At 73.6% G+C, this 23,623-nt stretch carries 19 protein-coding genes and 1 pseudogene; 11 read left to right on the top strand and 9 right to left on the bottom strand.

Annotated elements, in window-relative coordinates:
* Positions 1–259: 259 nt before the first annotated feature.
* The 5 genes from ACZ5XZ_RS30430 to ACZ5XZ_RS30410 all read right to left on the bottom strand — a co-directional run bounded on the left by ACZ5XZ_RS30430 (position 260) and on the right by ACZ5XZ_RS30410 (position 4,891).
* Positions 260–676, bottom strand: a complete 417-nt coding sequence (locus ACZ5XZ_RS30430; protein ID WP_468983697.1) for an Asp23/Gls24 family envelope stress response protein — start codon at positions 674–676, stop codon at positions 260–262.
* 51 nt (positions 677–727) lie between these two features.
* Positions 728–1,825 carry a tRNA (adenosine(37)-N6)-threonylcarbamoyltransferase complex transferase subunit TsaD gene (gene tsaD, locus ACZ5XZ_RS30425; protein WP_468983695.1) on the bottom strand — a complete coding sequence of 366 codons (1,098 nt, stop codon included), beginning with the start codon at positions 1,823–1,825 and terminating at the stop codon, positions 728–730.
* 116 nt (positions 1,826–1,941) lie between these two features.
* Complete coding sequence (locus ACZ5XZ_RS30420; protein ID WP_468983692.1) at positions 1,942–2,745, bottom strand: ABC transporter ATP-binding protein; 804 nt, start codon at positions 2,743–2,745, stop codon at positions 1,942–1,944.
* Complete coding sequence (locus tag ACZ5XZ_RS30415) at positions 2,742–3,809, bottom strand: FecCD family ABC transporter permease (RefSeq protein ID WP_468983689.1); 1,068 nt, start codon at positions 3,807–3,809, stop codon at positions 2,742–2,744. The genes ACZ5XZ_RS30420 and ACZ5XZ_RS30415 overlap by 4 nt, the downstream gene beginning before the upstream one ends.
* Entirely contained in the window at positions 3,806–4,891 is a 1,086-nt protein-coding gene (locus ACZ5XZ_RS30410; protein ID WP_468983687.1) for a FecCD family ABC transporter permease, read from the bottom strand. Before ACZ5XZ_RS30410 ends, ACZ5XZ_RS30415 begins: the two co-directional genes overlap by 4 nt.
* A 163-nt stretch (positions 4,892–5,054) precedes the next feature.
* Between ACZ5XZ_RS30410 and ACZ5XZ_RS30405 the strand changes: the two genes are divergently transcribed.
* The 7 genes and pseudogenes from ACZ5XZ_RS30405 (at position 5,055) to ACZ5XZ_RS30375 (ending at position 14,607) form a co-directional block, all read left to right on the top strand.
* Positions 5,055–6,026, top strand: coding sequence for an ABC transporter substrate-binding protein (locus tag ACZ5XZ_RS30405; protein WP_468983685.1), 972 nt, complete (start codon positions 5,055–5,057; stop codon positions 6,024–6,026).
* A complete protein-coding gene (locus ACZ5XZ_RS30400) occupies positions 6,023–6,820 on the top strand; it encodes a 2,3-dihydro-2,3-dihydroxybenzoate dehydrogenase (protein ID WP_468983682.1) in 798 nt (265 codons plus the stop codon). The genes ACZ5XZ_RS30405 and ACZ5XZ_RS30400 overlap by 4 nt, the downstream gene beginning before the upstream one ends.
* Before the next feature lie 64 nt (positions 6,821–6,884).
* Entirely contained in the window at positions 6,885–8,123 is a 1,239-nt protein-coding gene (locus tag ACZ5XZ_RS30395; protein ID WP_468983680.1) for an isochorismate synthase, read from the top strand.
* Positions 8,120–9,766 (top strand): annotated as a pseudogene (locus tag ACZ5XZ_RS30390) ((2,3-dihydroxybenzoyl)adenylate synthase); the annotation flags it as partial. The gene ACZ5XZ_RS30395 and the pseudogene ACZ5XZ_RS30390, both read left to right, overlap by 4 nt.
* A gap of 27 nt (positions 9,767–9,793) precedes the next feature.
* Positions 9,794–10,426: an isochorismatase family protein gene (locus ACZ5XZ_RS30385; protein ID WP_468983825.1), complete on the top strand. Its 633-nt coding sequence runs from the start codon at positions 9,794–9,796 to the stop codon at positions 10,424–10,426.
* 6 nt (positions 10,427–10,432) lie between these two features.
* On the top strand, positions 10,433–10,663 hold the full coding sequence (locus ACZ5XZ_RS30380) for a phosphopantetheine-binding protein (protein ID WP_468983677.1): 231 nt from the start codon (positions 10,433–10,435) through the stop codon (positions 10,661–10,663).
* On the top strand, positions 10,660–14,607 hold the full coding sequence (locus ACZ5XZ_RS30375; protein ID WP_468983674.1) for an amino acid adenylation domain-containing protein: 3,948 nt from the start codon (positions 10,660–10,662) through the stop codon (positions 14,605–14,607). Before ACZ5XZ_RS30380 ends, ACZ5XZ_RS30375 begins: the two co-directional genes overlap by 4 nt.
* 109 nt (positions 14,608–14,716) lie before the next feature.
* On the opposite strand, the gene fes is transcribed toward ACZ5XZ_RS30375, so the two are convergent.
* Entirely contained in the window at positions 14,717–15,979 is a 1,263-nt protein-coding gene (gene fes, locus ACZ5XZ_RS30370) for an enterochelin esterase (protein WP_468983672.1), read from the bottom strand.
* Between the two features lie 293 nt (positions 15,980–16,272).
* On the opposite strand from fes, the gene ACZ5XZ_RS30365 reads away from it, so the two are divergent.
* Entirely contained in the window at positions 16,273–16,878 is a 606-nt protein-coding gene (locus tag ACZ5XZ_RS30365) for a TetR/AcrR family transcriptional regulator (protein ID WP_468983669.1), read from the top strand.
* Positions 16,879–16,918: 40 nt separating this feature from the next.
* On the opposite strand, the gene ACZ5XZ_RS30360 is transcribed toward ACZ5XZ_RS30365, so the two are convergent.
* The gene (locus tag ACZ5XZ_RS30360) at positions 16,919–18,319 is read right to left on the bottom strand and encodes an LVIVD repeat-containing protein (protein ID WP_468983822.1); all 1,401 of its coding nucleotides are present in this window, start codon (positions 18,317–18,319) and stop codon (positions 16,919–16,921) included.
* A 291-nt stretch (positions 18,320–18,610) separates the two neighbouring features.
* Between ACZ5XZ_RS30360 and ACZ5XZ_RS30355 the strand changes: the two genes are divergently transcribed.
* A complete protein-coding gene (locus ACZ5XZ_RS30355; RefSeq protein WP_468983667.1) occupies positions 18,611–19,288 on the top strand; it encodes a DUF305 domain-containing protein in 678 nt (225 codons plus the stop codon).
* Positions 19,289–19,393: 105 nt separating this feature from the next.
* Here ACZ5XZ_RS30355 and ACZ5XZ_RS30350 read toward each other — a convergent pair whose 3' ends face one another.
* The gene (locus ACZ5XZ_RS30350; protein WP_468983664.1) at positions 19,394–20,341 is read right to left on the bottom strand and encodes a DUF6214 family protein; all 948 of its coding nucleotides are present in this window, start codon (positions 20,339–20,341) and stop codon (positions 19,394–19,396) included.
* A 137-nt stretch (positions 20,342–20,478) separates the two neighbouring features.
* On the opposite strand from ACZ5XZ_RS30350, the gene ACZ5XZ_RS30345 reads away from it, so the two are divergent.
* Complete coding sequence (locus ACZ5XZ_RS30345) at positions 20,479–21,849, top strand: FAD-dependent oxidoreductase (protein WP_468983662.1); 1,371 nt, start codon at positions 20,479–20,481, stop codon at positions 21,847–21,849.
* A 20-nt stretch (positions 21,850–21,869) separates the two neighbouring features.
* Here the strand turns inward: ACZ5XZ_RS30345 and ACZ5XZ_RS30340 are convergent, their stop codons facing one another.
* The gene (locus tag ACZ5XZ_RS30340; RefSeq protein ID WP_468983659.1) at positions 21,870–22,235 is read right to left on the bottom strand and encodes an ArsR/SmtB family transcription factor; all 366 of its coding nucleotides are present in this window, start codon (positions 22,233–22,235) and stop codon (positions 21,870–21,872) included.
* Positions 22,236–22,413: 178 nt separating this feature from the next.
* On the opposite strand from ACZ5XZ_RS30340, the gene ACZ5XZ_RS30335 reads away from it, so the two are divergent.
* Entirely contained in the window at positions 22,414–23,517 is a 1,104-nt protein-coding gene (locus ACZ5XZ_RS30335; protein ID WP_468983657.1) for an NADH:flavin oxidoreductase/NADH oxidase, read from the top strand.
* Positions 23,518–23,623 lie beyond the last annotated feature (106 nt).

Below are 23,623 nucleotides of genomic sequence, written 5' to 3'. Positions count from 1 at the left end.
CTCCATGGCCCCTGCCGTGGCCATGGCTGCGGCCGTGGCGCCGACGCCGGCGCCGACGGCGGTCATGGTCGTGTTCGCTGGTGTCCCTGCGCCTGCCCGTCGTCGAGCGGTCCCGACGGCTGTGGCCCAGCGCGGGAGCCAGGTTTTCCAGGACTCCCATGCTCATCCCTTCCTCGTGGGCCCTCAGAACCACCATCAACCACGTATACGGAACAAATCGAAAAAGGGATTCACCCGCTCCCGAGACCGGTACCGGTCGTCACCGCACCCGTTCCGCGGTCTCCTCTTCCTCTTCGGGGAGTTTCACATCGCTCACCGCGATGTTGACCTCGACGACTTCGAGCCCGGTCATCCGCTCCACCGCGGCTATCACGTCCTCGCGCACCGCCCTGGCCACGTCCGGGATGACTTCGCCGTACTCGGCGACGATGTCCAGGTCGACCGCCGCCTGCCGCTCGCCGACCTCGACCTTGACGCCGTGCGTCGCGGTCGTGCCTCCCCCGGGTACGCGCTTGCGCAGCTCCCCCACCGACCGGGAGAGACCGCTGCCCAGAGCGTGCACCCCCGCCACATCCCCGGCCGCCAGATATGCGATCTTCGCGACCACGCCGTCGGCGATGGTCGTCCGCCCGAGGTTCCCCGCGTTCCGCTGCCCTTGCTGGGAGGATTCGGTCATCGCGCATCACCCTCTGCTCCGTTGCGGCGAAAATTCGGCCCTCTCTTCACGCTAGGGCGCGGGGCAGGAAGCCGCCTCTCTTCCTTTGCCGACCCGGCAATCGCCTTTGGGATGCAGTGCGGCGCGCTCCAGCGGTGCCGACGGGTCGATGGACACCTCCAGCGGGGCGGGTTCGGCACCGGCCCGGACCAGCAGATCCCCGACGGCCGCGATCATCGCGCCGTTGTCCGTGCACAGCTTCGGCGGCGGCACGCGCAGCGCGATGCCGGCCGCCCGGCAGCGCTCCTCGGCCAGGGCCCGCACCCGGGAGTTCGCGGCCACCCCGCCGACCACCACCAGGGTGCCCACCCGGTGCTCGCGGCAGGCCGCGACGGCCTTGCGGGACAGGACATCGGCCACCGCCTCCTGAAGCGAGGCGGCCCCGTCGGCCAGTGGCAGCTCCTCGCCCTGGATGCGGTGCCGCTCCGCCCAGCGGGCCGCGGCCGTCTTCAGCCCCGAGAAGGAGAAGGCATGGCGGGCGTCCCGCGGCCCGGTCAGCGGGCGGGGAAACGCGACGGCGCGCGGATCGCCGTTCCGGGCCGTCCGGTCGATGGCGGGGCCGCCCGGGTAGGGCAGGCCGAACACCCGGGCGACCTTGTCGAAGCACTCCCCGGCCGCGTCGTCCACGGTGTCGCCCAGGTGCACGATCGGATCGCGCGCCAGGTCCCGCACCAGCAGCAGCGAGGTGTGCCCGCCGGAGACGATCAGCACCATGCAGGGGTCGGGCAGCGGCCCGTGCTCCAAGGTGTCGGCGGCGACGTGCCCGGCGAGGTGGTGGACACCGTACAGCGGCACATCCAGCGCATACGCCAGGGACTTGGCCCCGGCCAGGCCCACCTGGAGCGCCCCCGACAGGCCGGGGCCGGTGGTGACGGCGACCGCGCCGATGTCCGCCATGCGCAGCCCCGCCTCGTCCAGTGCCCGGCGGACCACCGGCGTGAAGGAGTGGACATGGGCGCGGGCGGCGATCTCGGGGACCACCCCGCCGAAGCGGGCGTGCTGGTCCATGCTCGACGCCACCGCGTGCCCCAGCAGCCGCCCCTCCCGCACCAGCCCCGCGCCGGTCTCGTCGCACGACGACTCGATGCCGAGCACTACCGGAGAGCCCACGCCGCCACCTCTTTCCCCATTCATCGCAGTTGCAACTAATGTGCAATAAGGATACGGCGCGGCACATGGGCGCCCGTGACCGCGGGCAGGCGCCCGTCCGGCCGCCCGGCGCACCGTCAGTTGGCGCCGCGGGCCCGGGGAACGACGACCGGCGAGGCGTCGCCGGGCGCCCGCAGGATGTCGGCGTCCAGCGCGTAGAGCTCCTTGACCAGGGCCTCGTCGACCGTGTCGCGGGGGGCACCCTCGGCGATCACGCGGCCGTCCTTCATGGCGATGACGGTGTCGGCGTAGCGGGCCGCGGCGGCCAGGTCGTGCTGGACCATGACGACGGTGCGGCCGGTGGCTGCCACCTCGCGGACGAGTTCGAGGACCTCGACGACATGGCCGAGGTCGAGGGCGCTGGTGGGCTCGTCGAGCAGGACGACGGGGGTGTGCTGGGCGAGGACCATCGCGAGCCAGCAGCGCTGGCGCTGGCCGCCGGAGAGCCGGTCGAGGCGTTCGGCCGCCAGCTCGGTGGTGCCGGTGGCCGCCAGCGCCTCGCGTACGGCCGCCTCGTCCTCGCGCGACCACTGGCGCAGCAGGCCCTGGTGGGGGTGGCGGCCGTAGCGGACGAGCCCGGCGACGGTCACGGCCTCGGGGGCGCGCGGCGACTGCGGCAGCAGGGCGATCCGGCGCGCGGCCTGACGCTGGCTCATGCGCCACACGTCGGTGCCGTCCGCACGGACCGTGCCGGACTGCGGGCGGTGCAGCCGGGCGAGGGTCCGCAACAGGGTGGACTTGCCGCAGCCGTTGGGGCCGACGATCGCGGCGACCTGCCCCGCGGGTACGTGGAACTCGGCGTCCCTGACGACGGTGCGGCCGGGGTATCCGGCGCTCAGCGCGCGTACTTCGAGCCCGGGAGTGGCGCTCATGCTGGTCATGCCTTTCTGGTGGTCCGGTCCGAGCCGAAGAGGACCCAGAGGAGGAAGGGCCCGCCCAGGACGCTGGTGACGACGCCGACCGGGAGTTCGACGGGCGCGGCGACGCGTCCCAGCGCGTCGGCGGCGACGATGAGCGCGGCACCGGTCAGCGCGGAGCCGAGCACCGGGACGCGGGTGGGGCCGCTGAGCCGCTGGGCGAGGACCGGGGCGGCGAGCGCGACGAAGGCGATGGGGCCGCCGACGCCGACCGCGATCCCGGCGAGCGCCACGGCGAGGGCGAGTGCGGCGGCCCGCAGGCGTCTCAGGTCGACGCCGATACTCGCGGCCATGTCGTCGTCGAAGCGCAGGAGTTGCAGGCGGTGCCCGGCGGCGAGGGAGAGCGGCAGCAGGAACAGCAGGGCGATCAGCAGCGGCGTACCGACGCTCCCGTCCCGCCCGTTGAGGCTGCCGACGGCCCAGAGGAACACGCCGCCCGCGGTGTTGTCGTTCTGGCGGGACATGACGAGGTCGCCGACCGCGCCGATGAAGGTGGAGACGCCGATGCCGACGACGAGGACGCGGTAGCCGCGGCGGCCCGCACCGCCCGCGCACAGCACGACGAGCGCCGCCGCGGCGACGGCGCCGAGCGGGCCGAGCCACCAGCCGCCGACCATGCCGGTCGCGGAGCCGGCCGCGGAGGCGACGACCGCGGCGGTGGCCCCCTCGTTGACGCCGAGGAGGTCGGGGGTGGCCAGGCGGTTGCCGGCGAGGGTCTGGGTGAGGCAGCCGGAGACGCCGAGGGCGGCACCGACCATGAGGCCGACGAGGACGCGGGGCAGCCGGAAGTCCCGCACGATCATGACGCTCCCGGGATCTCCGGTGCCGAGCAGCCCGGAGAGGGTCTGCGCCGGACTCATCCCGGTCGAACTCGCCATGACGGCGAGGGCGATGAGGACGAGGAGCAGCGGCACGAGGAGCGCCGCGGCAAGCGCGCTGCGGCGGGGGAAGAGCCAGGAGAGGGTCGTGGTGCGCAGGACCGTGCTGTCGGGCGGGGTGACGTCCGGTTCCCTGCCGGAAGGGGTCATGCCGAGGCTCCTGCGGTCGACAGGCGGGACGAACGGGCGATCCACACGAGCAGCGGTCCGCCCACGAACGCGAGCAGCACGCTGACCGGTGTCTCCCAGGGCCGGATGACGATCCGGGCGAGGATGTCGGCGAGGATCATGACATCGGCCGCGATCAGCGCGGACAGGGCGAGTTGGGCGGTCGTCCGCGCCCCGGCCAGCGTCCGGGCGGCATAGGGGGCGAGCAGGCCGAGGAAGGCGATGGGCCCGGCCACCGCGACCGCGCAGCCGGCCAGCAGCGAGACGGCCGCGGCGACCACGAGCCGGATCCGGCCGGGATGGTGGCCGAGCGAGCGGGCGCCGTCGTCGCCGAGACCGAGTGCCGACAGCGGGCGGGCGCAGCCGAGCGCGGTGAGCAGGCCGACAGCGACCAGCGGCAGCAGCGGCACGAGGTCGGAGATCTCCACCCCGGCGAGGGAGCCGATCGTCCAGTAGCGGTAGGTGTCGAAGGTCGCCTGGGTGCCCAGCAGCACATACGAGGTCATGCCGTGGAAGGTCGCGCCGAGCGCGGAGCCGGCGAGGACGAGCCGCAGCGGGGAGCCGGCGGCGCGTCCGGACCCGGCGAGCAGCAGCACGACCGCGCTCGCGGCCATCCCGCCGAGCAGGGCCCACAGCAGCAGTGCGAAGGAGGACGCGGCACCGAAGAAGGTCAGACCGACGACGACGGCGAAGGCGGCGCCGGAGTTGACGCCGAGCAGTCCGGTCTCGGCGAGCGGGTTGCGGGTCGCGGTCTGCAGCAGGCAGCCGGCGGTGCCGAGGCAGACGCCGACGAGCACGGCGGCGAGCGTGCGCGGCAGGCGTACGTCCAGGACCGCGAGCCGGAGTTGGGCGTCGGCGCGGGCGGCGGGGTCGCCCACGAGGTAGTCCCAGGCGCGGGCGGGCGAGCTGGATCCGGTGCCGATGAGCAGCGAGAGCAGCGCCAGGCCCAGCAGGAGGACGGCGAGTGCGGCGGCCGCCCCGAGGGGAGGGCGCGCCGGAGTCGGCGGGCGCTCGCGACGACCGTATCCGGTCGTATTCGGCCGCTCTCGTTGCGTTATTGACATATGGTTAGCCTAACCTAAGTCCAGTTGGCCGGTACGGGCACTGCGCAGTACACCCGAATGCCCGGAATGACCTCATTTTTCGTGACGTCCAGCTCCCCGGTAACAGCGCCGGAATGCGCTCTTCCGGGACCAACCCCCCATCGAACAACGGAGATTTCAGGTCATGATGTCCCTCTCTTCCCGTGGCGTGGCCCGCCCCGTCGTCGCGGCCGCCCTCCTCGCCGCCTGTGCGCCGGCCCTGAGCGCCTGCGGATCCGGCGGACAGCACGCCGGCTCCGGCAGCGGGAGCCGCGCGGTCCGGATCACCGACGCGACCGGCACGAAGGTCGAGGTGCCGGCCGCACCCCGGCGCGTCGTGGCGCTCAGCGAGATGGACCTGGACTCGGCGCTCGCGCTCGGCGTCAAGCCGGTGGGCCTGGCCGCCGGCCGCGGCCAGCAGGGCGCCCCCGGATACCTCGCCGAACGGGCCAAGGGCATACCGGTCGTGGGCGCGGTGACCGGCCCGGACATCGAGAAGGTCATACGGGCCAGACCCGATGTCATCCTGGCCGGGCAGACCGCCGACGCCCAGGTCCTCAAGCAGCTGCGGGACATCGCCCCGACCGTCGTGACGATCGACGGCGGCAAGGACTGGAAGAAGTCCCTCCAACTCACCGGCAAGGTACTCGGCAAGGCCAACGCGGCCGAGAAGTTCCTCGCCGGCTACGACACCAAGGCCGCCGCCCTCAAGAAGGACCTCGGCGCACAGGCCGGCGCGCAGGTGTCGGTGGCCCGCTACTCGGCGAAGGGCACGGCCGTCATGCAGCAGGGCGTGTTCATCAGCGACGTGCTCAAGGACCTGGGCTTCCGCCGGCCGGGCGTGCAGAACGACAGGGGCGAGGGGCACTCGACGCCGATCAGCGACGAGAACCTCAAGGAGGTGGACGGCGACTGGCTGTTCATCGGCACCCTCGCCGCCGCCGGCCCGGACGCGGACCTGTTGGACCAGCTCACCAAGAAGCCCGCCTACCGGCAGCTGAAGGCCGTGCACAACCGGCATGTGACCACCGTCGACGGCTCCAAGTGGACGAGTCTGGGCGGCGCCGAGGCGGCGCTGTCGGTGCTCGACGACATCCGGAAGGCCATGGTCAAGTGAGCGCCGAGGGGGAACTCACCGGGCGGCTCGCCCTCGTGACGGGCGCGGGCCGGGGCATCGGCGAGGCGGTGGTCCACGCGCTCGTCGAACGCGGCGCCCGCGTCCTGGCCACCGACCTGGTGCCCGAGGGCGCCGAGCGCCTCGCGGAGCGGTACGCCGACCACGTCACCGCCCGGCCGCTCGACGTCACCGACGCCACGGCCGTGGAGGCCCTCGTCGCCGAGGCCGAGGACACGCTCGGCCCGCTGGACATCGCCGTCAACGTCGCGGGAATCCTGCGGAGTTCACCCGCCGTGGACCTGGCCGACGAGGACTGGGCGGCCACCTTCGCCGTCAACACCGACGGCGTCTTCCACGTCTCGCGGGCCGCCGCCCGCCGCATGGCCGAGCGCGGCTCCGGCAGCATCGTCACCGTCGCCTCCAACGCGGCCGGCATCCCCCGCGCGGGCATGTCCGCCTACGCCGCCTCGAAGGCCGCGGCCGTCATGTTCACCAAGTGCCTGGGCCTGGAGGTGGCCGCGCGGGGCGTCCGCTGCAACACCGTCTCCCCCGGCTCGACCCGCACCGAGATGCAGCGCGCGATGTGGGCGGCCTCCGGCGAGGACGACGAGGCGGCCGCCGTACGGCGCGTCATCGAAGGAGACCCGGCGGCGTACCGCACCGGTATCCCGCTCGGCCGGATCGCCGACCCGGCCGACATCGCCGAGGCCGTCGCCTTCCTCGTCTCCGACCGCGCCCGGCACATCACCCTGCACGACCTGTACGTCGACGGCGGCGCGACGCTGCGGGCCTGAACCGGCCGCGGACCGCCCGCACCCTTTCCGACTCGGGCCCGTGCCCTTCCCACTGGAGACACCCATGTCCGCCTCACTGTGCGAACCCACCTCCCCCGTCCCGGACCCCGCCCTGACCTCGATGCTCTCCCCTGGCGCGGCGACCGCCCTGCTCAGCGCCTGCCGCCCCGGAGAGGACCGCTTCCTCGCCACTCCCCGGCACACCCTGCTCGCCCGGGGAACCGCCGCCGAGATCCCCCACGACGAACGGCCGTTGACCAGACGGGTGCAAGAAGCCCTCGACGCCCGGCGGCACGTGGGCGAGCCGGCGCCGATCGTCGTCGGCTCACTGCCCTTCGCCCCGGACGCGCCGCCCGCGCTCGCCGTCCCCGAGTCCGCGCGGTGGGCACCGCCGCTGCACGAGGACCCGCTCCTCGCGCTCCCCGCCGCCGCGGGCCGGGGCCCGCTGACCGCGGTGCCCGCCGCCGCGCACTGGCAGGTGCGCGAGGTGCCGTCGTCCGCGCGGTACGGGGAGGCGGTCGCCGCCGCGGTCGCGCGGATGCGGGCCGGGGAGCTGGACAAGGTCGTCCTCGCCCGCACCCTGGAGCTGACCGCGGAGCGCGAACCCGACCTGTCGGCGATGCTGCGGCACCTGGCCGGCCGCGATCCGGGCGGCTACACCTTCGCCGTCCCCAGCGGTCCGGGCCGCACGCTGATCGGCGCCAGCCCCGAACTGCTGGTCGCCCGCCAGGGCGGCCGGCTCACCGCCAACCCGCTGGCCGGCTCGGCGCCGCGCAGCACCGACCTTGCCGAGGACGTGCGCGCCGCGGCCGCGCTGCTTCAGTCGTCCAAGGACCTCCATGAGCACGCGGTCGTCGTCGACGCCGTACGCGAGGCGCTCGCGCCGTACTGCACACGCCTGGAGGTGCCGGCGCGGCCGACGCTGGTGCGTACCGCCACCATGTGGCACCTGTCGACGACCGTGACCGGCGAGCTGGCACAACCCGCCGCCACGGCACTGGAGTTGGCGGCCGCCCTGCATCCGACCCCGGCCGTCTGCGGTACGCCGACCGACCTGGCGCGCAGCGTCATCGCCGTGTCGGAGCCCTTCGACCGGGGCCCGTACACCGGGATGGTCGGCTGGCAGGACGCGGACGGCGACGGCGAGTGGGTCGTGACGATCCGCTGCGCCGAGGCCGAGGGCCGCACACTGCGGCTGTTCGCGGGTGCCGGTGTGGTGGCCGCCTCCACACCGCAGGCCGAGACCGCCGAGACCGCCGCCAAGTTCCGTACCTTCCTCAGCGCCGTGGGAGCCTCCCTGTGAGCACCGAAGCACGCGCCCTGGCCACCACCGCGGGCCTGGACGCCCCCACCTGGCCCGCCGAGTTCGCCGAGCGCTACCGCGCCGCCGGGTACTGGCGCGGGGAGACCTTCGGGCGGATGCTGCGCGAGCGGGCCGCCGCCCACCCCGACCGGACCGCCCTCGTCGACCCCGCGCCCGAGCGCCGCGCCTGGACGTACCGGGAGCTCGACGAGCGCGCCGACCGGCTGGCCGCCGGCTTCGCGGCGCGCGGGATCGCCAAGGGCGACCGGGTCGTGGTGCAGCTGCCCAACGTCGGTGAGTTCATCGAGGTGGTCTTCGCGCTGTTCCGGCTCGGCGCGCTGCCCGTCTACGCGCTGCCCGCGCACCGCGAGACGGAGATCGGCTACTTCTGCTCCTTCACCGAGGCCACCGCGTACGTCGTCCCCGACCGGCACGCGGGCTTCGACCACCGCGCGCTGGCGTCGAAGATCAAGGCGCGCACGCCGAGCCTGCGTCATGTCTTCGTCGTCGGCGACCCCGGTGAGCACACCGCGCTGTCCGACGTTCCGTGCGACCCGGTCCGGCCGCCCGACGGGCCGGAGCCGCACGAGCTGGCGTTCCTGCAGTTGTCGGGCGGGACGACGGGGGTGCCCAAGCTCATCCCGCGCACCCACGACGACTATCTGTACTCGCTGTGGGGCTCCAACGAGATCTGCGGCGTGGACGGGGACACCCGCTTCCTGGTCGTACTGCCCGCGGCACACAACTTCCCGATGAGTTCGCCCGGTTGGCTCGGCGTGCTGCACGCCGGAGGCACCGCGGTCCTGTGCCCCCGGCCCGACCCGGCGACCGCCTTCCCGCTCGTCGAACAGGAGCGGATCACCATGACGGGTCTGGTGCCGCCGCTCGCCCTGGTGTGGACGGAGGCCGGCCCGAAGGCGGAACACGATCTGTCGAGCCTGGAGCTGGTGCTGGTGGGCGGTGCCAAGTACAGCCAGGAGGCGGCCCGCCGGCTTCAGCCCGCGCTGGGCTGCCGGCTGATGCAGGTCTTCGGCATGGCCGAGGGGCTGGTCAACTACACCCGTCTCGACGACGACCACGAGACGACCGTGACGACCCAGGGGCGGCCGATCTCCCCGGACGACGAGATCCGCATCGTCGACGACGCCGGCCACGAGGTCCCCGAGGGCGCGTTCGGGCATCTGCTCACCCGCGGCCCGTACACCATCCGCGGCTACTGGCGCGCGCCGGAGCACAACGCGACGGCCTTCACCGACGACGGCTTCTACCGCACGGGGGACATCGTGCGCCGCACCCCGACGGGGCACCTCGTCGTCGAGGGCCGGGCCAAGGACCAGATCAACCGGGGCGGGGAGAAGGTCGCACCGGAGGAGGTCGAGAACCTCATCCTCGGCCACCCGTCCGTGCACGACGTGTCCGTCGTCGCCGTGGCCGACGACTACCTCGGCGAGCGCACCCTCGCCTACGTCATCCTGCGCGAGGGCGCCGAGCCGCTGCGGCCGGCCGCCGTCAAGCGCTTCGTGCGCGGGCGCGGGATCGCCGACTACAAGGTCCCCGACCTCGTCGAGTTCGTCGACGCCTTCCCGCAGACCGGGATCGGCAAGGTCAGCAAGAAGGGCCTGCGGTCCACCGCGGCCACCGCCCAGCAGCACCGAAAGGCCCCCGCCTCCATGGCACTTCCCACGATCGCTCCCTACCCGCTGCCGACCGCGCAGGAGCTGCCCGCGAACCGCGTCGCCTGGACCGTGGACCCGGCCCGCGCCGTGCTGCTCGTCCACGACCTGCAGCAGCACTTCCTCGACGCCTTCCCGGCCGGCGAGCAGCCGGTGACCGGGATGCTGGACAACACGGCGCGCCTGGTGCGGGAGTGCCGCCGCCGCGGCGTACCCGTCGTCTACTCGGCGCAGCGGGGCGGCCAGACGCCCGAGGAACGCGGTCTGCAGCTCGACTTCTGGGGCCCCGGCGTCGCGGACGACCCCCGCGCCCTCGCCCTGCCCGAGGCCGTCGCGCCCGAGCCCGGTGACACGGTCCTGACCAAGTGGAAGTACAGCGCGTTCGTCCGCACCGAACTGGAAGGGCTGCTGCGCGACGCGGGCCGCGACCAGCTCGTGATCGTCGGCGTGTACGCGCACATCGGGGTGCTGATGAGCGCCTGCGACGCGTGGATGCGCGACATCCAGGCGTTCGTCGTCGCCGACGCCGTCGCCGACTTCTCCCGCGACGACCACGACATGGCGCTGCGCTGGGCCGCCGGCCGCTGCGCGGTCGTCACCACCACCGACGCGCTCTTCAAGGAGGTCTGAGCCGCCATGGCCCTGACTTTGGACCGGATCCGCAGGGACGTCGCCGACTGCCTCGGCGAGGAGCCCGCCGACATCCCCCTGGACGAGAACCTCGTGGACTACGGGCTGGACTCCATAAGGATCATGTCGCTGGTCGAGCGCTGGCGCCGGGAACACGGCGTCGAGGCCGGGTTCGTGGACCTCGCCGAGCGGCCCGCCATCGACGCCTGGGCACCGCTGCTGGGGGTCACGGCGTGACGGCCCTGCTCACCGGTGGCGCCCGGCCGAAGCCGGCCGGCGCCCCGGGCACCGTGCTGCCGCTGACGGCGGCCCAGTCGGGCATGTGGTACGCCCAGGCCCTCGATCCGCTCAGCCCCGCGCAGAACACCGCGGAGTGCCTGGAGATCGACGGACCGCTCGATGCGGACCTCTTCGCCCGGGCCCTGCGCCGCGTCACCGCCGAGGCCGACGCCTTGCGGGTGGTGCGTATCGAGGACACGCCGGAGGGGCCGCGCCAGTGGGTCCTGGACGAGGTCGAACCGCCGCTGACCGTACGCGATCTGCGTGCCGCGGACGATGCCGAGGAGGCGGCCGGGGCGTGGCTGCGCGCCGACCTCGCCGAGCCGTTCGACCTGACGGACGGCCCGCTGTTCCGGCACGCCCTGTTCCGCGTCGGCGAGGAACGGTGGCTGTGGTACCAGTGCATCCACCATCTCGTCATGGACGGCTTCGGCTACTCCCTCCTGGTCCGCCGCACCGCCGAGGTGTACGGCGCACTGGCGCGCGGTCAGGAGCCGGGCCCGAGCCCCTTCGGCGCCCTGGCGGACCTCGTCGCCCAGGACCGGGAGTACCGCTCCTCGGCGGACTTCGCGGCCGACCGCGCCCACTGGTCCACCGCCTTCGCCGACCGGCCCGAGGTGCCGCGGCTGGCCGGCCGCGGCGCGCCGCCCGCGCGGACGTTCCGCCGCCGCACCGCCCACCTGCCCGCGGCGACCACCGAGGGTGTCCGGAAGCTGGCCGACCGGCTCCGTGCGACCTGGCCGGACGTCCTGATCGCCGCCCAGGCCCTCTACACCTCCCGGGCGAGCGACCGGTCCGACGTCGTGCTGGGGCTGCCGATGATGGGTCGGCTGGGCTCGGCCGCCCTGCGCGTGCCCGGCATGGTCATGAACATCCTGCCGCTGCGGCTGACCGTCTCCCCCGACGCGACCTTCGCCGAACTCGTCCGGCAGGTCGTGCTCGGCATCCGGCAGGTCCGCCGCCACCAGCGCTACCGCTACGAGGACATCCGCCGCGACCTGGGACTGCTCGGTGAGGGCCGCGCCCTGGTCGGCCCGCTCGTCAACGTCATGCCCTTCGACTACGGCGTGGAGTTCGCCGGCGCGCCGGCGCGGGCGGGGAACCTCTCGGCCGGGCCCGTCGACGACCTGACCGTCAACATCTACGACCGCGCCGACGGGCGCGGCCTGCGCATCGATCACGACGGCAATCCGGCGCTGTACGAGGACGCCGGACTCGCCGCCCACCAGGAGCGGTTCCTGCACCTGCTGGACCGGCTCGCCGCCGCCGACCCGCACCTGCCGCTGGCCGCGCACGGGATCGCCACGCCCGCCGAACACGCCCTGGTCGTCGAGGAGTTCAACCGCACGGACCGGCAGCTGCCGCCGACGACGCTGATCGGGCCCATCGAGGCCCGGGCCGCCAGCACACCCGGCGCGACCGCCCTGGTGTACGGGGCGACCTCGCTCACCTACGGGCAGCTCGACGCCCGCGCCAACCGTCTGGCCCGGCATCTGCAGACCCTCGGTGCCCGGCCCGGTGCGGTGGTGGCGGTGTCGTTGCCGCGCTCGGTGGAACTCGTCGTCGCCCTGCTCGCGGTGCTGAAGGTCGGTGCCGCGTACCTGCCGCTCGACCCGGACTATCCGGCGGAGCGGCTGGCGTACATGCTCGACGACGCCGCGCCCGTGTGCGCCGTCACCGACCGCCCCGGACGGCTTCCCGACCGCCCCGGAACACCCCTGGTCGCCCTGGAAGGCCTCGATCTGAGCGGGTACCTCGCCATCAACCCGGGGCGCCCGCTGACGCCCGCGCACCCCGCGTACGTCATCTACACCTCCGGTTCGACCGGCCGCCCCAAGGGCGTGGTCGTCCCGCACGGCGCGATCGACAACCGGCTGCGGTGGATGCAGGCCGAGTACGGCCTGACGGCCGCCGACCGGGTGCTGCAGAAGACGCCGTCGTCGTTCGACGTGTCGGTGTGGGAGTTCTTCTGGCCGCTGCGCGAGGGCGCGGCGCTGGTCGTCGCCGAGCCCGGCGGCCACCGGGACCCGGCCTACCTGGCCCGCCTCATCCGCGAACAGGCCGTCACCACCTGCCACTTCGTGCCGTCGATGCTCCAGGCCTTCCTGGCCGGGCCGGACGCGGCCGGGTGCCGGGGGCTGCGTCGGGTCTTCGCCAGCGGCGAGGCCCTGCCCCGCGAGACCGCGAACGCCTTCGCCCGCACGCTGCCCGGGGTCGCGCTGCACAACCTCTACGGGCCGACGGAGGCCGCCGTCGACGTCACCCACCACACGTGCGCGCCCAACGGCGACGGTCCGGTGCCGATCGGCAAGCCGGTGTGGAACACCCGCCTGTACGTGCTCGACGCGGCGCTGCGGCCCTGTCCGCCGGGTGTCCCCGGCGAGCTGTACCTGGCCGGGCGGCAGCTCGCCGACGGCTATCTGCACCGTCCCGAGCTGACCGCCTCCCGGTTCGTCGCCGACCCGTTCGGGCCGCCCGGCGGACGGATGTACCGCACGGGCGACCTGGCGCGCTGGACGGAGCAGGGCGAGGTCGAGTACCTCGGCCGCACCGACGACCAGGTCAAGCTGCGCGGCCAGCGCATCGAACTCGGCGAGATCGAGGCCGCGCTGGCGGCCCAGGACGGTGTGGACGGCGCCTGCGCGCTGGTGCGCGAGGACGACGGGGACGGCAGCGGATCGGCCGGCCAGCGGCTCGTGGGCTATGTGACCGGCGGCGCGGACCCCACGGCCGTACGGGCCGGGCTGGCCCGCGTGCTGCCCGAGCACATGGTTCCGGCGGCCGTCGTCGCCCTCGACGCCTTCCCGCTGAGCCCCAACGGCAAGCTGGACCGCCGCGCCCTGCCCGCCCCGGTCTTCACCGGCGGCGCGGGCGCGCGGCGCCCGTCGGGTCCGCGCGAGGAGGCCCTGACGCGTCTGTTCGCCGAGGTGCTCAGGGTCGAACGGGCCGGTCCCGACGACGCGTTCTTCGACCTGGGCGGCACGTCCCTGCTCGCCGTGCGGCTGGTGGCGCGGGTGCGCGAGGCGCTGGGCACCGAGCTGACGATCGGCTCGCTGTTCGAGGCACCGACGCCGGCCGCGCTCGCCGCCCGGCTCGACGGCTCGGGTCCGGCGGCCGAGGACGCCCTGGATGTGCTGCTGCCGCTGCGCGGCGCGGGCGCGCGGCCCCCGCTGTTCGCCTTCCACCCCGCCGGCGGCATCGCCTGGTGCTACGCGGGCCTGTCCGCCCGTCTCGGCCCGGATCAGCCCGTCTACGGCGTCCAGGCGCGCGGCCTGGTCCACGACGAGCCGCTGCCAGACGCCCTGGAGGAGCAGGCCGCCGACTATGTGCGGCACCTGCGCACCGTCCAGCCGCACGGCCCGTATCGCCTCCTGGGCTGGTCCGTCGGCGGCGTCCTCGCGCACACCGTCGCCGTGCTGCTCCAGGAGGCCGGGGAGGAGGTCGCCCTGCTCGCGCTGCTGGACGCGTTCCCGGCCGAGCAGTGGCGCGAGCGGCCCGCGCCCGAGGAGGGCGACGCGCTCACCGCGGTGCTGCGGATGGCGGGCTTCGACCGTACCGACGAACGCACCCGCGACGATGTGCTGGCCACCCTGCGCCGCGCGGGCAGCCCGCTCGCCGGCCTCACCGACCACACCCTGTCGAAGATCGTCGACATCGTGCCGAACCACGCGCGCATGATGCGCGCGCACCGGCACCGGGCCTACCGGGGCGACCTGCTGTTCTTCACGGCCGCCGCCCCGCGCGCCGAGGACTGGCTGACCTACGAGGCGTGGCGGCCGCATGTGAGCGGCACGATCACCAACCGGGATCTGGACTGCACCCATCCGCAGCTGATGCAGGACCGGCAGCTCGACGAGATCGCCGCCGTGCTGGCGGCGCACCTGAAGGAGCTGGACGCATGACGCCGCCGTCCGGTCGCTCCGCTCCGTTCGGCCCGGTGCCCGACGGCCGCGTCACGGAGTGACCGCGGGCCCGTGGCGGGGCGGCCGTACCGCCCCGTCACGGGCCCGCTCACCTCTTGCCGGACAGCAACCCGACCAGGCCGTCGGCCAGCTCGGTGCGCCAGCACAGGTAGTCGTGGCCGCCGTTGAACTCGCGGTAGACGGCGTCCTCGTAGCCGGCGGCGGCGAGGGTGTCCCGCAGCCGCCGGGCGGCGGGCAGGGCCACCCATTCCTGCTCGCCGAAGGAGAGCCAGAAGCGCACGGGCAGCCGCGGCGAGGCGGCGAGGCGCCCGGTCAGCCACTCCGCTTCCGGGCCGTCGGGCCACCAGAACGAGCCGGACTGGGCGAGGGCGTTGCCGAAGCGGTGCGGGGCGGTGAACGCCGCGTAGGCGGCGGTGAGCCCGCCGAGGCTCTGTCCGGCGACCACCGTCCGCGCGGGGTCCTGGGTGATCGGCAGCCGCCCGGCCGCCCAGGGCAGCAGTTCGTCCGCGAGGAAGGCCACGAACTCCGGACGGCAGGTCAGCTCCGCCCAGCGGGTGGACGCGTCCACGGACTCCGGCAGGACGGCGGCGAGCGGCGGGATCCGGCCGTCGGCGATGAGGTTGTCCAGCAGGTGCGCGACACCGAGCCGCGGCTGCCAGTGCTCACCGTCGAGCAGCACGAGAACCGGCAGCTCCGCCGACTCGGGCTGTTCGAGCGCCGGCCGGTACAACCACACCCGACGCGGCCCGCCCAAATGCCGGCTCGGCACCTGGAAGTCCCGCACCGTGCCCCGCGCCACACCCTCCCTCGGCTCCCAGTCCACCGCGTCCGGCGCACCCGGAAGCTCGGCGTACGCGACCGGATCCCCGCTCCACCGACGCGGCAGCGTACGGGAGTTGTACGGATCGGCACGGCGCTGGGTGCGCAGCCACTGCCAGTAGGCGGGGTCGTCCGGGCCGGGACCGCCGCCCTCGTCGACATGGAGGTCGTAGGTGCCGCGCCAGTCGCGGCGCAGCCGGACCGTCCAGTGCCAGACGTCGGTACCCGGGAGGCGCTCCATGAGATTGCCCTCGGGCGCCCGGGGGTCGGCCAGCTTGTTCGGCATCACCTGCACCCGGCGGGTGGCGGGCGTACCGCGCCAGAGGTACGTCACGGCCGCGTGCTCCTCGCTCCCCGCGGGGTCGGGCGTGACGACCGGAGTGCCACGGCGACACACGCCGGCCCAGAACTCCTCGGTGTCCCCCGGCGACGTCGGCAGGAAGCCGGGCCGCGCCAGGCGCGCAAGCGCGTGCGGGCGTGCCAGCCGGGGTGGGTGCTGTGGGGTGCCCTGGGGCGGCACGGGTGCTGACATACGGGCGAACTCCGAACCACGAGCGATCGACTTAGGGTCACCTTACCTTCGCATCGATCGCGTCGCGGACGGATACCCGTCCCGACAGCCGGGGTCACCTCATGCGCCGGGACCGGCCTCGCGCCTGGTCAACCCACAGGCCACGAGGACGGCCCCAGCCACGCCCGCGCCCGATTCGGACGATCCCCCGTTTCGCCCGAATCAGGCAGTCTGACCGGAATCCGCCCGAGAACGGACATCCGGAGCCGCGCTGAGTATATTGGCTCTCAGCCAGTCAACGCAGGAGTTACAGGATGTCCCCCCGCAGCGCATCGGTCAATGAAGAATTGCGGCGGCGCTCCCGCGAGCGTCTGCTGCAGGCGGCGGTCGAGCTGGTCGGGGAACGCGGGTACGAGGCGACCACGCTCGGGGACATCGCACAGCGGGCCGGGGCTGCACGCGGGCTGGCCTCGTACTACTTCCCCGGTAAGCGCCAGCTGCTGCAGTCCGCCGTGCACCGGCTGATGCATCTGACGCTGCAGGCCGCGCTGGAGCGCGAGCCCCGGCCGAGCGGGCCGGACGCGGGGCGGGAGCTGCTGGCGCGGGCCATCGACGCGATCCTGGGGCTCGCGCACGATCGCCCGCTGCTGATGCGTACGCACATGGCGGGGATACTGACGGCCGAGGGGTTCATCCAGTGCCCCGAGCAGCAGCGGCTGGCCCAGTTGCTGCGCGAGACGGTCGTGGCGTACGGATCGGCGGACCCCGACGCCGACTATCCGCTGCTGCGGGCGCTGCTGATGGGTTCGGTGGTGCCGATGCTGCTGCCGGGGGCGCCGATGCCGCGGGCCCGGTTGCGGGCCGAGCTGTTCCAGCGCTACGGGCTGGACTGGGAGTCGGGCTTCCCGCCGGACGACTGAGCCGCCGCCCGGCGGGGCGCGGACGCGGTGCCCGGGCGCGTCAGCGGTAGTCGGGCTGGGTCTGGACGTTGAGCTCCCTCATGCGGACCGACTTGGCGCTGTCCGTCAGGCGGTCGTCGATCGCGAGGACGTCGAAGCCCTTGGCGATGTCGTTGGAGTAGATGTGGCCGTTGTAGTAGTACGCGGACCACGCGCCGCCGGAGACGAGTGAGTCGGTGGAGATCGGGCCGCGTTCGAAGTAGCCGATCTCCTTGGGGTGAGCGGAGTCGGTGAAGTCCCAGACGGAGACGCCGCCTTGGTACCACGCCTGGACCATGATGTCGCGGTTCTTGGCGGGGATCAGCGAACCGTTGTGGGCCACGCAGTTCTCGGTGTCGGCCTGGTGGCGCGGGATCTTGTAGTAGCTCTTGAAGACCAGCTTGCGGTGGGTGCCCTTGCCGGTGATGTCGTAGATGCCGTCGGCACCGCGGTCCGGACCGACCTGCGCGTTGCAGGTGGCCGCGCGGCCACCGCCCAGCTCGTCGGTGAACACCACCTTGTTTCCCCGCTCGTTGAAGGTGGCCGAGTGCCAAAAGGCGAAGTTGACGTTGTCCTGGACCCGGTCGATCACCTTGGGCGCGGCCGGGTCCGCGATGTCGATGAGCACGCCGTCGCCCATGCAGGCGCCCGCGGCCAGCTTCAGCTTCGGGAAGGTGGTGATGTCATGGCAGCCGGTGGTCTGCGACACGCCGGGGTTGGTCGGTCCGCCGGGGTTGCCGCCGTCCGGGAAGAGGACGGGGAAGTCGACGACGGCGGCCTTTTCGGGGGCGGCGCGCGGCACCTTGATGACGGAGATCCCGTCGTGCGGCGGCTGGCAGTCGGGGAAGGTCGCGCTGGGCGCGTACGACGAGACGTAGAGGTAGACGTTCCGGCGCTCGGGGACCAGCGTGTGGGTGTGCGAACCGCAGGAGGTCTCGACGGCGGCGACGTACCTGGGGTGCGCCTTGTCGCTGATGTCGAAGACCTTCATGCCCTCCCAGGAGGACTTCTGTGTCGCGGGCTGCGGCGTGCTGCTGCAGGAGTCGTCGGTGCGCGAGGAGTCCGTGGACAGGAAGAGCAGGTCTCCGGAGACCGAGATGTCGTTCTGCGATCCGGGGCAGAGCACCTGGCTCACGGTCCTGGGCGCCTCGGGTCGGGAGATGTCGTAGACGACGAAGCCGTCGTAGTTGCCGGCGAAGGCGTACTTCCCCTGGAAGGCGAGGTCGGAATTGGTGCCCTGGAGCGCCTGCTTGGGGATGTTGGTCAGATGGCGGACGTTGTCGCTGTGCACGACCTCGTCCTTGCCGGGGATCTCGCCGTTCCTGATCGCGGCCCGGGTGTCCGCCGCCCGGTCGGGGCCGACCTCCTTGGCCGCGGCGGGGTGGTCCCCCGGGTCGGGGGTCGCGGCCGCGGGTTGGGCCATGAAGAGGGCGGCCACGAGCCCGAGGGTCGCGGCCGCCGCGCCGAGGGATCTGCGCCGCACGAGGGGTCTGTGCAACGACGTCACAGGGTCCTCCCTTGGAGTCCGTTCCGATGTGAACGGTTCTTGGCCCCGGTAGTATCGCGCTGCTCATGTACATATCAATAGAAGGAAATGGACATGTAATGCCCTAGGGCCTGTCCGATGGGTCAGGGCCTAGTGGGGCTGGTGGCTCTTCCGGCAAGGGCGGGGCGGCCAGGGCCCTTTGGATGGTCCGACGGACAGGAGTGTGCGTTGACGCGTCCCAGGAGAGAGCGCCCCAGGAGAGTGCCCGGCCTCGCCGCGGCCGGCTCGGCGCTGGCCGTCTACCTTGTACTGAGCGGCTGTTCGGCCGACGGCGGCGCCACCAAGGCGAGCCGGAACCGTGGCCCCCAGGTGGTGGCACCGGGCAAACCGGGGGAGCCGGCGAAGGTGCTCACCGCCGACGAGGCCAGGAAGGCGCGCGGCGACGACGCCCCCAACTCCGCCGACTTCGGCTACGTCCAGATGATGATCCCGCACCATCAGCAGGCGCTGGTGATGACGGCCCTGGCCGAGCGGTACGCCGCCGATGCGCGGGTCGAGCGGCTGGCGGCGCGGATCGCCGCCGCCCAGGGGCCGGAGATCGGCGCGATGAAGGGCTGGCTGAGCGGCCATGGCGGGCCGCGCGCGGAGGGCGGCCACCACCACGGGGACATGCCCGGAATGGCCGGTGCCGCTCAGCTCGAACGGCTGCGGGCGGCGCGCGGAGCGAAGTTCGACGCGCTCTTCCTGACGTTGATGATCGCCCACCACCGGGGCGCGGTCACCATGGCCACCGAGGTGCTCTCCGCGGGCCGGAACACGCTCGTCGAAGAGATGGCCGACGATGTCATCGCGCAGCAGAGCGCCGAGATCGGACGGATGGAGCGGATGCGGGCGGCGCCGCGGTAGGCGCGGCGGGGCGCGCGGCCGGGGCGGGCGGCGTCGCGACGGACGCAGGGCGGCCGCGCGGGCGGGATGCGGTGTGCCGGACGTCCGGGTGGGTGGGTGGGAGGGTCAGCGCTTGTTGTGACGCGGCGTCAGCAGGCCTTCGTCGCGGGCGCCGGCGATCAGCCGCAGCGATCTTCGGCGGTTGCGGCCGGTGGCCAGCATGACCGCCAGCACCGGATCGCGCCCCTCCCGCTGGGCCTGGCGGTAGGCGTCCGCGGCGAGCCTGCGGCGCTCGGCGGCCCGCGACCGGGCGAGCAGGGCGGAGCGGGCATGCTCCTCGGGCCCCTCCCCCGGCCCCGGCGCCTCGGCCGCCGGCCGCACCGCGCCGTCCGCGGCGGCGCCCTGCGCCCCCTTGGCTCCGGCGCCCGCGGGCTCCGGGGCCGGATCGTACGCCGACTCGCCCGCCGGCTCCCGTGCCGCCTCCGGCATCGGCTCCGCCGGCTCCTCCTGCGGCGCCGCCCCGTTCGGCGGCTCCGGCGCCGGGCCGCCGGTCACCGCCCCGTGTGCCACGCCCGTCACCGTCGCGCGCGCCGGACCGGCCGCCGGCTCGTCCGCGGACCCGGACGGCGTCCCGCCCGCCCGCTCCGGCGAGGTGGCCACCGGGCCGGGCTGCCGGGGCGCGGGCCGGTTCTTCTGCGGCCGTCCGGTAGCCGTCCGGAAGGCGTCGTCCAGGGGGCCCTCGATCCAGCGGGCCAGGTCGGCGAGGCCGTCCGGGGTCAGCGGCGGGTCGGCCCGTACGTCCTCGACGGTGATGTGGTCGTCGGAGACCGTCACAAGGACATCGATCCGCGCACCGTCGGCGAAGGTCAGCCGGGCACTGCACCAGGGGCCCAGGGGATCGAGCCGGGGCGGCGGACACCCGCGGCCGTCGGTTCCGGTCGCCTCGTCCGGGGCGGCGGGCCCGGGAACGGGCGCGGCCGTGCCATGCCCCCGCAGCTCCCACGTGGGCCACTCCTGTGGCGCGCCCTGGGCTTCATATCGGTGATTAACGGTATAAAAGTCACTTTCCGACACATTTGAAAACCTAGCCTCCAGCCCACCCGGGCCAGTGGCGCGGCACGCTCATCCCAACGGGAGCAACCCCGATAGCGCATCTCCCGTCGCGCGCCCGCCGGTGCGATCCTGGGGGTAACCCGCGGAAGGGGCCACTCGTGCTTCGTGTCGCAGTGATCGGTTCCGGGCCCAGCGGTGTCTACACCGCCCAGTCCCTGATCGAGCAGCAGACCGTACCGGACATCGAGGTGTACGTCCTGGACCGGCTGCCCTGCCCGTACGGTCTGGTGCGCTACGGCGTCGCACCGGACCACGAGAAGATCAAATCGCTGCAGAACAATCTGCGTACGGTGTTGGAGCACCCCGGGGTGCACTTCCTGGGCAATGTGGAGGTGGGGGCACCGGGACTGGGCGTCCAGGAGTTGCGGGAGATCTTCGACGCGGTGGTGTTCTGCGTCGGCGCCGCCACCGACCGGCACCTGGGCATCCCCGGTGAGGACCTGCCCGGCAGCCATCCGGCGACCGAGTTCGTCGCCTGGTACAGCGCGCATCCGGACGCGGCCTCGACCCGCTTCGCCCTCGCGGCACGGTCCGCCATCGTGATCGGCGTGGGGAACGTGGCGGTGGACGTGGCCCGGATGCTCTCGCGCCGGGCCACCGAACTCGCGACCACCGACATGCCGCAGGGGCCGCTCGGCGCGCTCGCGGACAGCCGCGTCGAGGACGTCTGGATGATCGGCAGACGCGGGCCCTCGCAGGCCAAGTTCACCACCAAGGAGCTGCGGGAGCTGGGCTCGCTTCCGGGCACGCAGGTGCTCGTCTGGCCCGACGAACTGGCGCTGGATCCGGCGTACCACGACCCCGCAGAGCTGCCCGCGGTGGGCCGGCGCAACGTCGAGGTGCTGCGCGGCTGGGCGGAGCGCCCGGCCGCGCAGGCCCCCGCGCAGGAGCACGGGCGGCGGATCCATCTGCGGTTCTTCCTCCGCCCCGTGGAGGTGCTCGGGGACACCACCGGGGTGCGCGCGGTGCGGTTCGAGCGGACCGTGCCGGACGGCCACGGCGGCGTCACGGGCACCGGTGAATTCGAGGAGATCGAGGGCCAGTTGGTGCTGCGCTCGGTCGGCTATCGGGGAACGCCGCAGCCGGGCCTGCCGTTCGACGAGGCGACCGGGACGGTGCCGCACAAGGAAGGACGGGTGCTGCGCAACGGGACGCCGCTGCCCGGCGTGTATGTGGCGGGCTGGATCAAGCGGGGCCCCACGGGGGTGATCGGCACCAACCGGCCGTGCGCGAAGGAGACCGCGCTGTCGCTCCTGGCGGACGCCGCGACGCTGGCGGAGCGCGCGACGGCCGAGGACCCCGTGGCCGCGCTCACCCGGGCGGGACAGCGGCCGGTCCCGTGGCCGGGCTGGCTGGCCATCGAGGCGGCGGAGGCGGAGTGGGGACGCGGCCTGGGGCGCGGCACCGTCAAACTCCCGGACTGGCAAGGGCTGCTGGAGGCGGCCCACGCGGCGGACGTGACCGGCTGACCGTTCCGGCCGGCGGGAGGCTAGCCGAGGCGGCGGGACTGCAGTTCCGCCGCCCGCAGGACGCCGTCGAGCAGGCCGGGGAAGAGCGCCTCCAGGTCGGCCTCGCGCAGCCGGTTCATCTTGGCGGTGCCGCGGTAGAGCTGCTGGATGACGCCGTGCTCGCGCAGCACCCGGTAGTGGTGGGTGCAGGTCGACTTGCTCACCGGGAGCTCGATGTCCGCGCAGTTCAGCTCGCCGTCGGCGGCGGCCAGGGTGCACACGATGCGCAGCCGCATCGGGTCGGCGAGGGCGTGCAGGACGTCGGTGAGCCTGATGTCCTCGCGGGCCGGGTGCTCCAGCGAACGAGAGCCCGGCGGGGCGCCCGGCGGCGTCGTATCGGTCGGCATGACGGCTCCTGACTGGTCTGCGGGACTCGGATCGGCGCGGTGCCCTTCCCGTGCGTTCATTGTCCGCCCGCCCATTGTACGAGAAGCGTCGTAGTTTGACATCCACCGTAGTACGACGCTTATCGTATGAGTGCGGGTCCAACCGGAGCCCGCTCCTCTCCACGCACAGGAGCCCCCCGTGAGCGCACTGTTCGAGCCCCTCACCCTTCGCTCGCTGACCATCCCGAACCGCCTCTGGATGGCGCCCATGTGCCAGTACTCCGCGGATCCCGAGGGCCCGGCGCAGGGCGTGCCCGGCGACTGGCACTTCCAGCACCTGGCGGCACGGGCCGCGGGCGGGACCGGCCTGATCCTCACCGAGGCGACCGCGGTGAGCCCCGAAGGGCGGATCAGCCCGTACGACCTCGGACTGTGGAACGACGCCCAGACCGAGGCCTTCCGACGCATCACCGACTTCCTCAAGGCGCAGGGGACCGTCGCGGGAATCCAGATCGCCCACGCCGGCCGCAAGGCGTCCACCGAGCGCACCTGGGTCGACCGCGGCGCCCCGCTCCTCCCCGGCCAACGACACGGCTGGGAGCCGGTCGGGCCGAGCCCGCTGCCGTTCGGCGAGGGGTTCGCCACTCCTTCCGCGCTGTCCGTGGAGCAGATCCGCGAGCTCGTCGCGCGGTTCGGGGCGACGGCCCGGCGGGCGCTGGACGCCGGCTTCGAGGTGGCCGAGATCCACGGCGCCCACGGCTACTTGATCAATCAGTTCCTCTCGCCGTTCACCAACCGGCGCACCGACGAGTACGGCGGCTCCTACGAGAACCGGACGCGGTTCGCGCTGGAGGTCGTGGATGCGGTGCGCGAGGTCTGGCCCGACGAGCTGCCGGTCTTCTTCCGGATCTCGGCGACCGACTGGCTCACCGAGGACGAGAGCGACGACCGCGAGGGCTGGACCGCCGACGACACCGTGCGCTTCGCCCGCGACCTCAAGGAGCACGGCGTCGACCTGCTGGACACCTCCACGGGCGGCAACGCACCGGACGCGAAGATCACCACGGGGCCGGGCTACCAGGTGCCGTTCGCCGAGCGGGTCAAGAAGGAGGCCGGTCTGGCCGTGGGCGCCGTGGGGCTGATCACCGAGGCGCGGCAGGCCGAGAAGATCATCGCGGACGGCCAGGCCGACGCCGTACTGCTGGGCCGCGAACTGCTGCGCACCCCCAGCTTCGCGCAGCACGCGGCGCGGGAGCTGGGCGCGGAGATCCGGGTTCCGCAGCAGTACCACCGCGCCGTCTGACGCGGCGCGGGGACGGTGCGGACGCCGGTGCGCCACGGCGCGGGCGGTGCCGCACCGCACCGTGAGCCGATGCCGCACCGCACCGTGTGACCTGCGCGAACAGCCG

The sequence above is a fragment of the Streptomyces sp. NPDC033270 genome (assembly GCF_055576575.1).
The sequence above is the reverse complement of the archived record's forward strand: the minus strand, read 5'-3'. Positions and strand labels throughout refer to the sequence as shown.

Bases quoted from the DNA above. Each gene is read 5' to 3' on its own strand.
- ACZ5XZ_RS30365 (WP_468983669.1), top strand. From the start codon at position 16,273: ATGTCCCCCCGCAGCGCATCGGTCAATGAAGAATTGCGGCGGCGCTCC.
- ACZ5XZ_RS30360 (WP_468983822.1), bottom strand. From the start codon at position 18,319: ATGGCCCAACCCGCGGCCGCGACCCCCGACCCGGGGGACCACCCCGCC.
- ACZ5XZ_RS30380 (WP_468983677.1), top strand. From the start codon at position 10,433: ATGGCCCTGACTTTGGACCGGATCCGCAGGGACGTCGCCGACTGCCTC.
- ACZ5XZ_RS30415 (WP_468983689.1), bottom strand. From the start codon at position 3,809: ATGACCCCTTCCGGCAGGGAACCGGACGTCACCCCGCCCGACAGCACG.
- ACZ5XZ_RS30385 (WP_468983825.1), top strand. From the start codon at position 9,794: ATGGCACTTCCCACGATCGCTCCCTACCCGCTGCCGACCGCGCAGGAG.
- ACZ5XZ_RS30395 (WP_468983680.1), top strand. From the start codon at position 6,885: ATGTCCGCCTCACTGTGCGAACCCACCTCCCCCGTCCCGGACCCCGCC.
- ACZ5XZ_RS30340 (WP_468983659.1), bottom strand. From the start codon at position 22,235: ATGCCGACCGATACGACGCCGCCGGGCGCCCCGCCGGGCTCTCGTTCG.
- ACZ5XZ_RS30405 (WP_468983685.1), top strand. From the start codon at position 5,055: ATGATGTCCCTCTCTTCCCGTGGCGTGGCCCGCCCCGTCGTCGCGGCC.
- ACZ5XZ_RS30420 (WP_468983692.1), bottom strand. From the start codon at position 2,745: ATGACCAGCATGAGCGCCACTCCCGGGCTCGAAGTACGCGCGCTGAGC.
- ACZ5XZ_RS30430 (WP_468983697.1), bottom strand. From the start codon at position 676: ATGACCGAATCCTCCCAGCAAGGGCAGCGGAACGCGGGGAACCTCGGG.
- fes (WP_468983672.1), bottom strand. From the start codon at position 15,979: ATGTCAGCACCCGTGCCGCCCCAGGGCACCCCACAGCACCCACCCCGG.
- ACZ5XZ_RS30410 (WP_468983687.1), bottom strand. From the start codon at position 4,891: ATGTCAATAACGCAACGAGAGCGGCCGAATACGACCGGATACGGTCGT.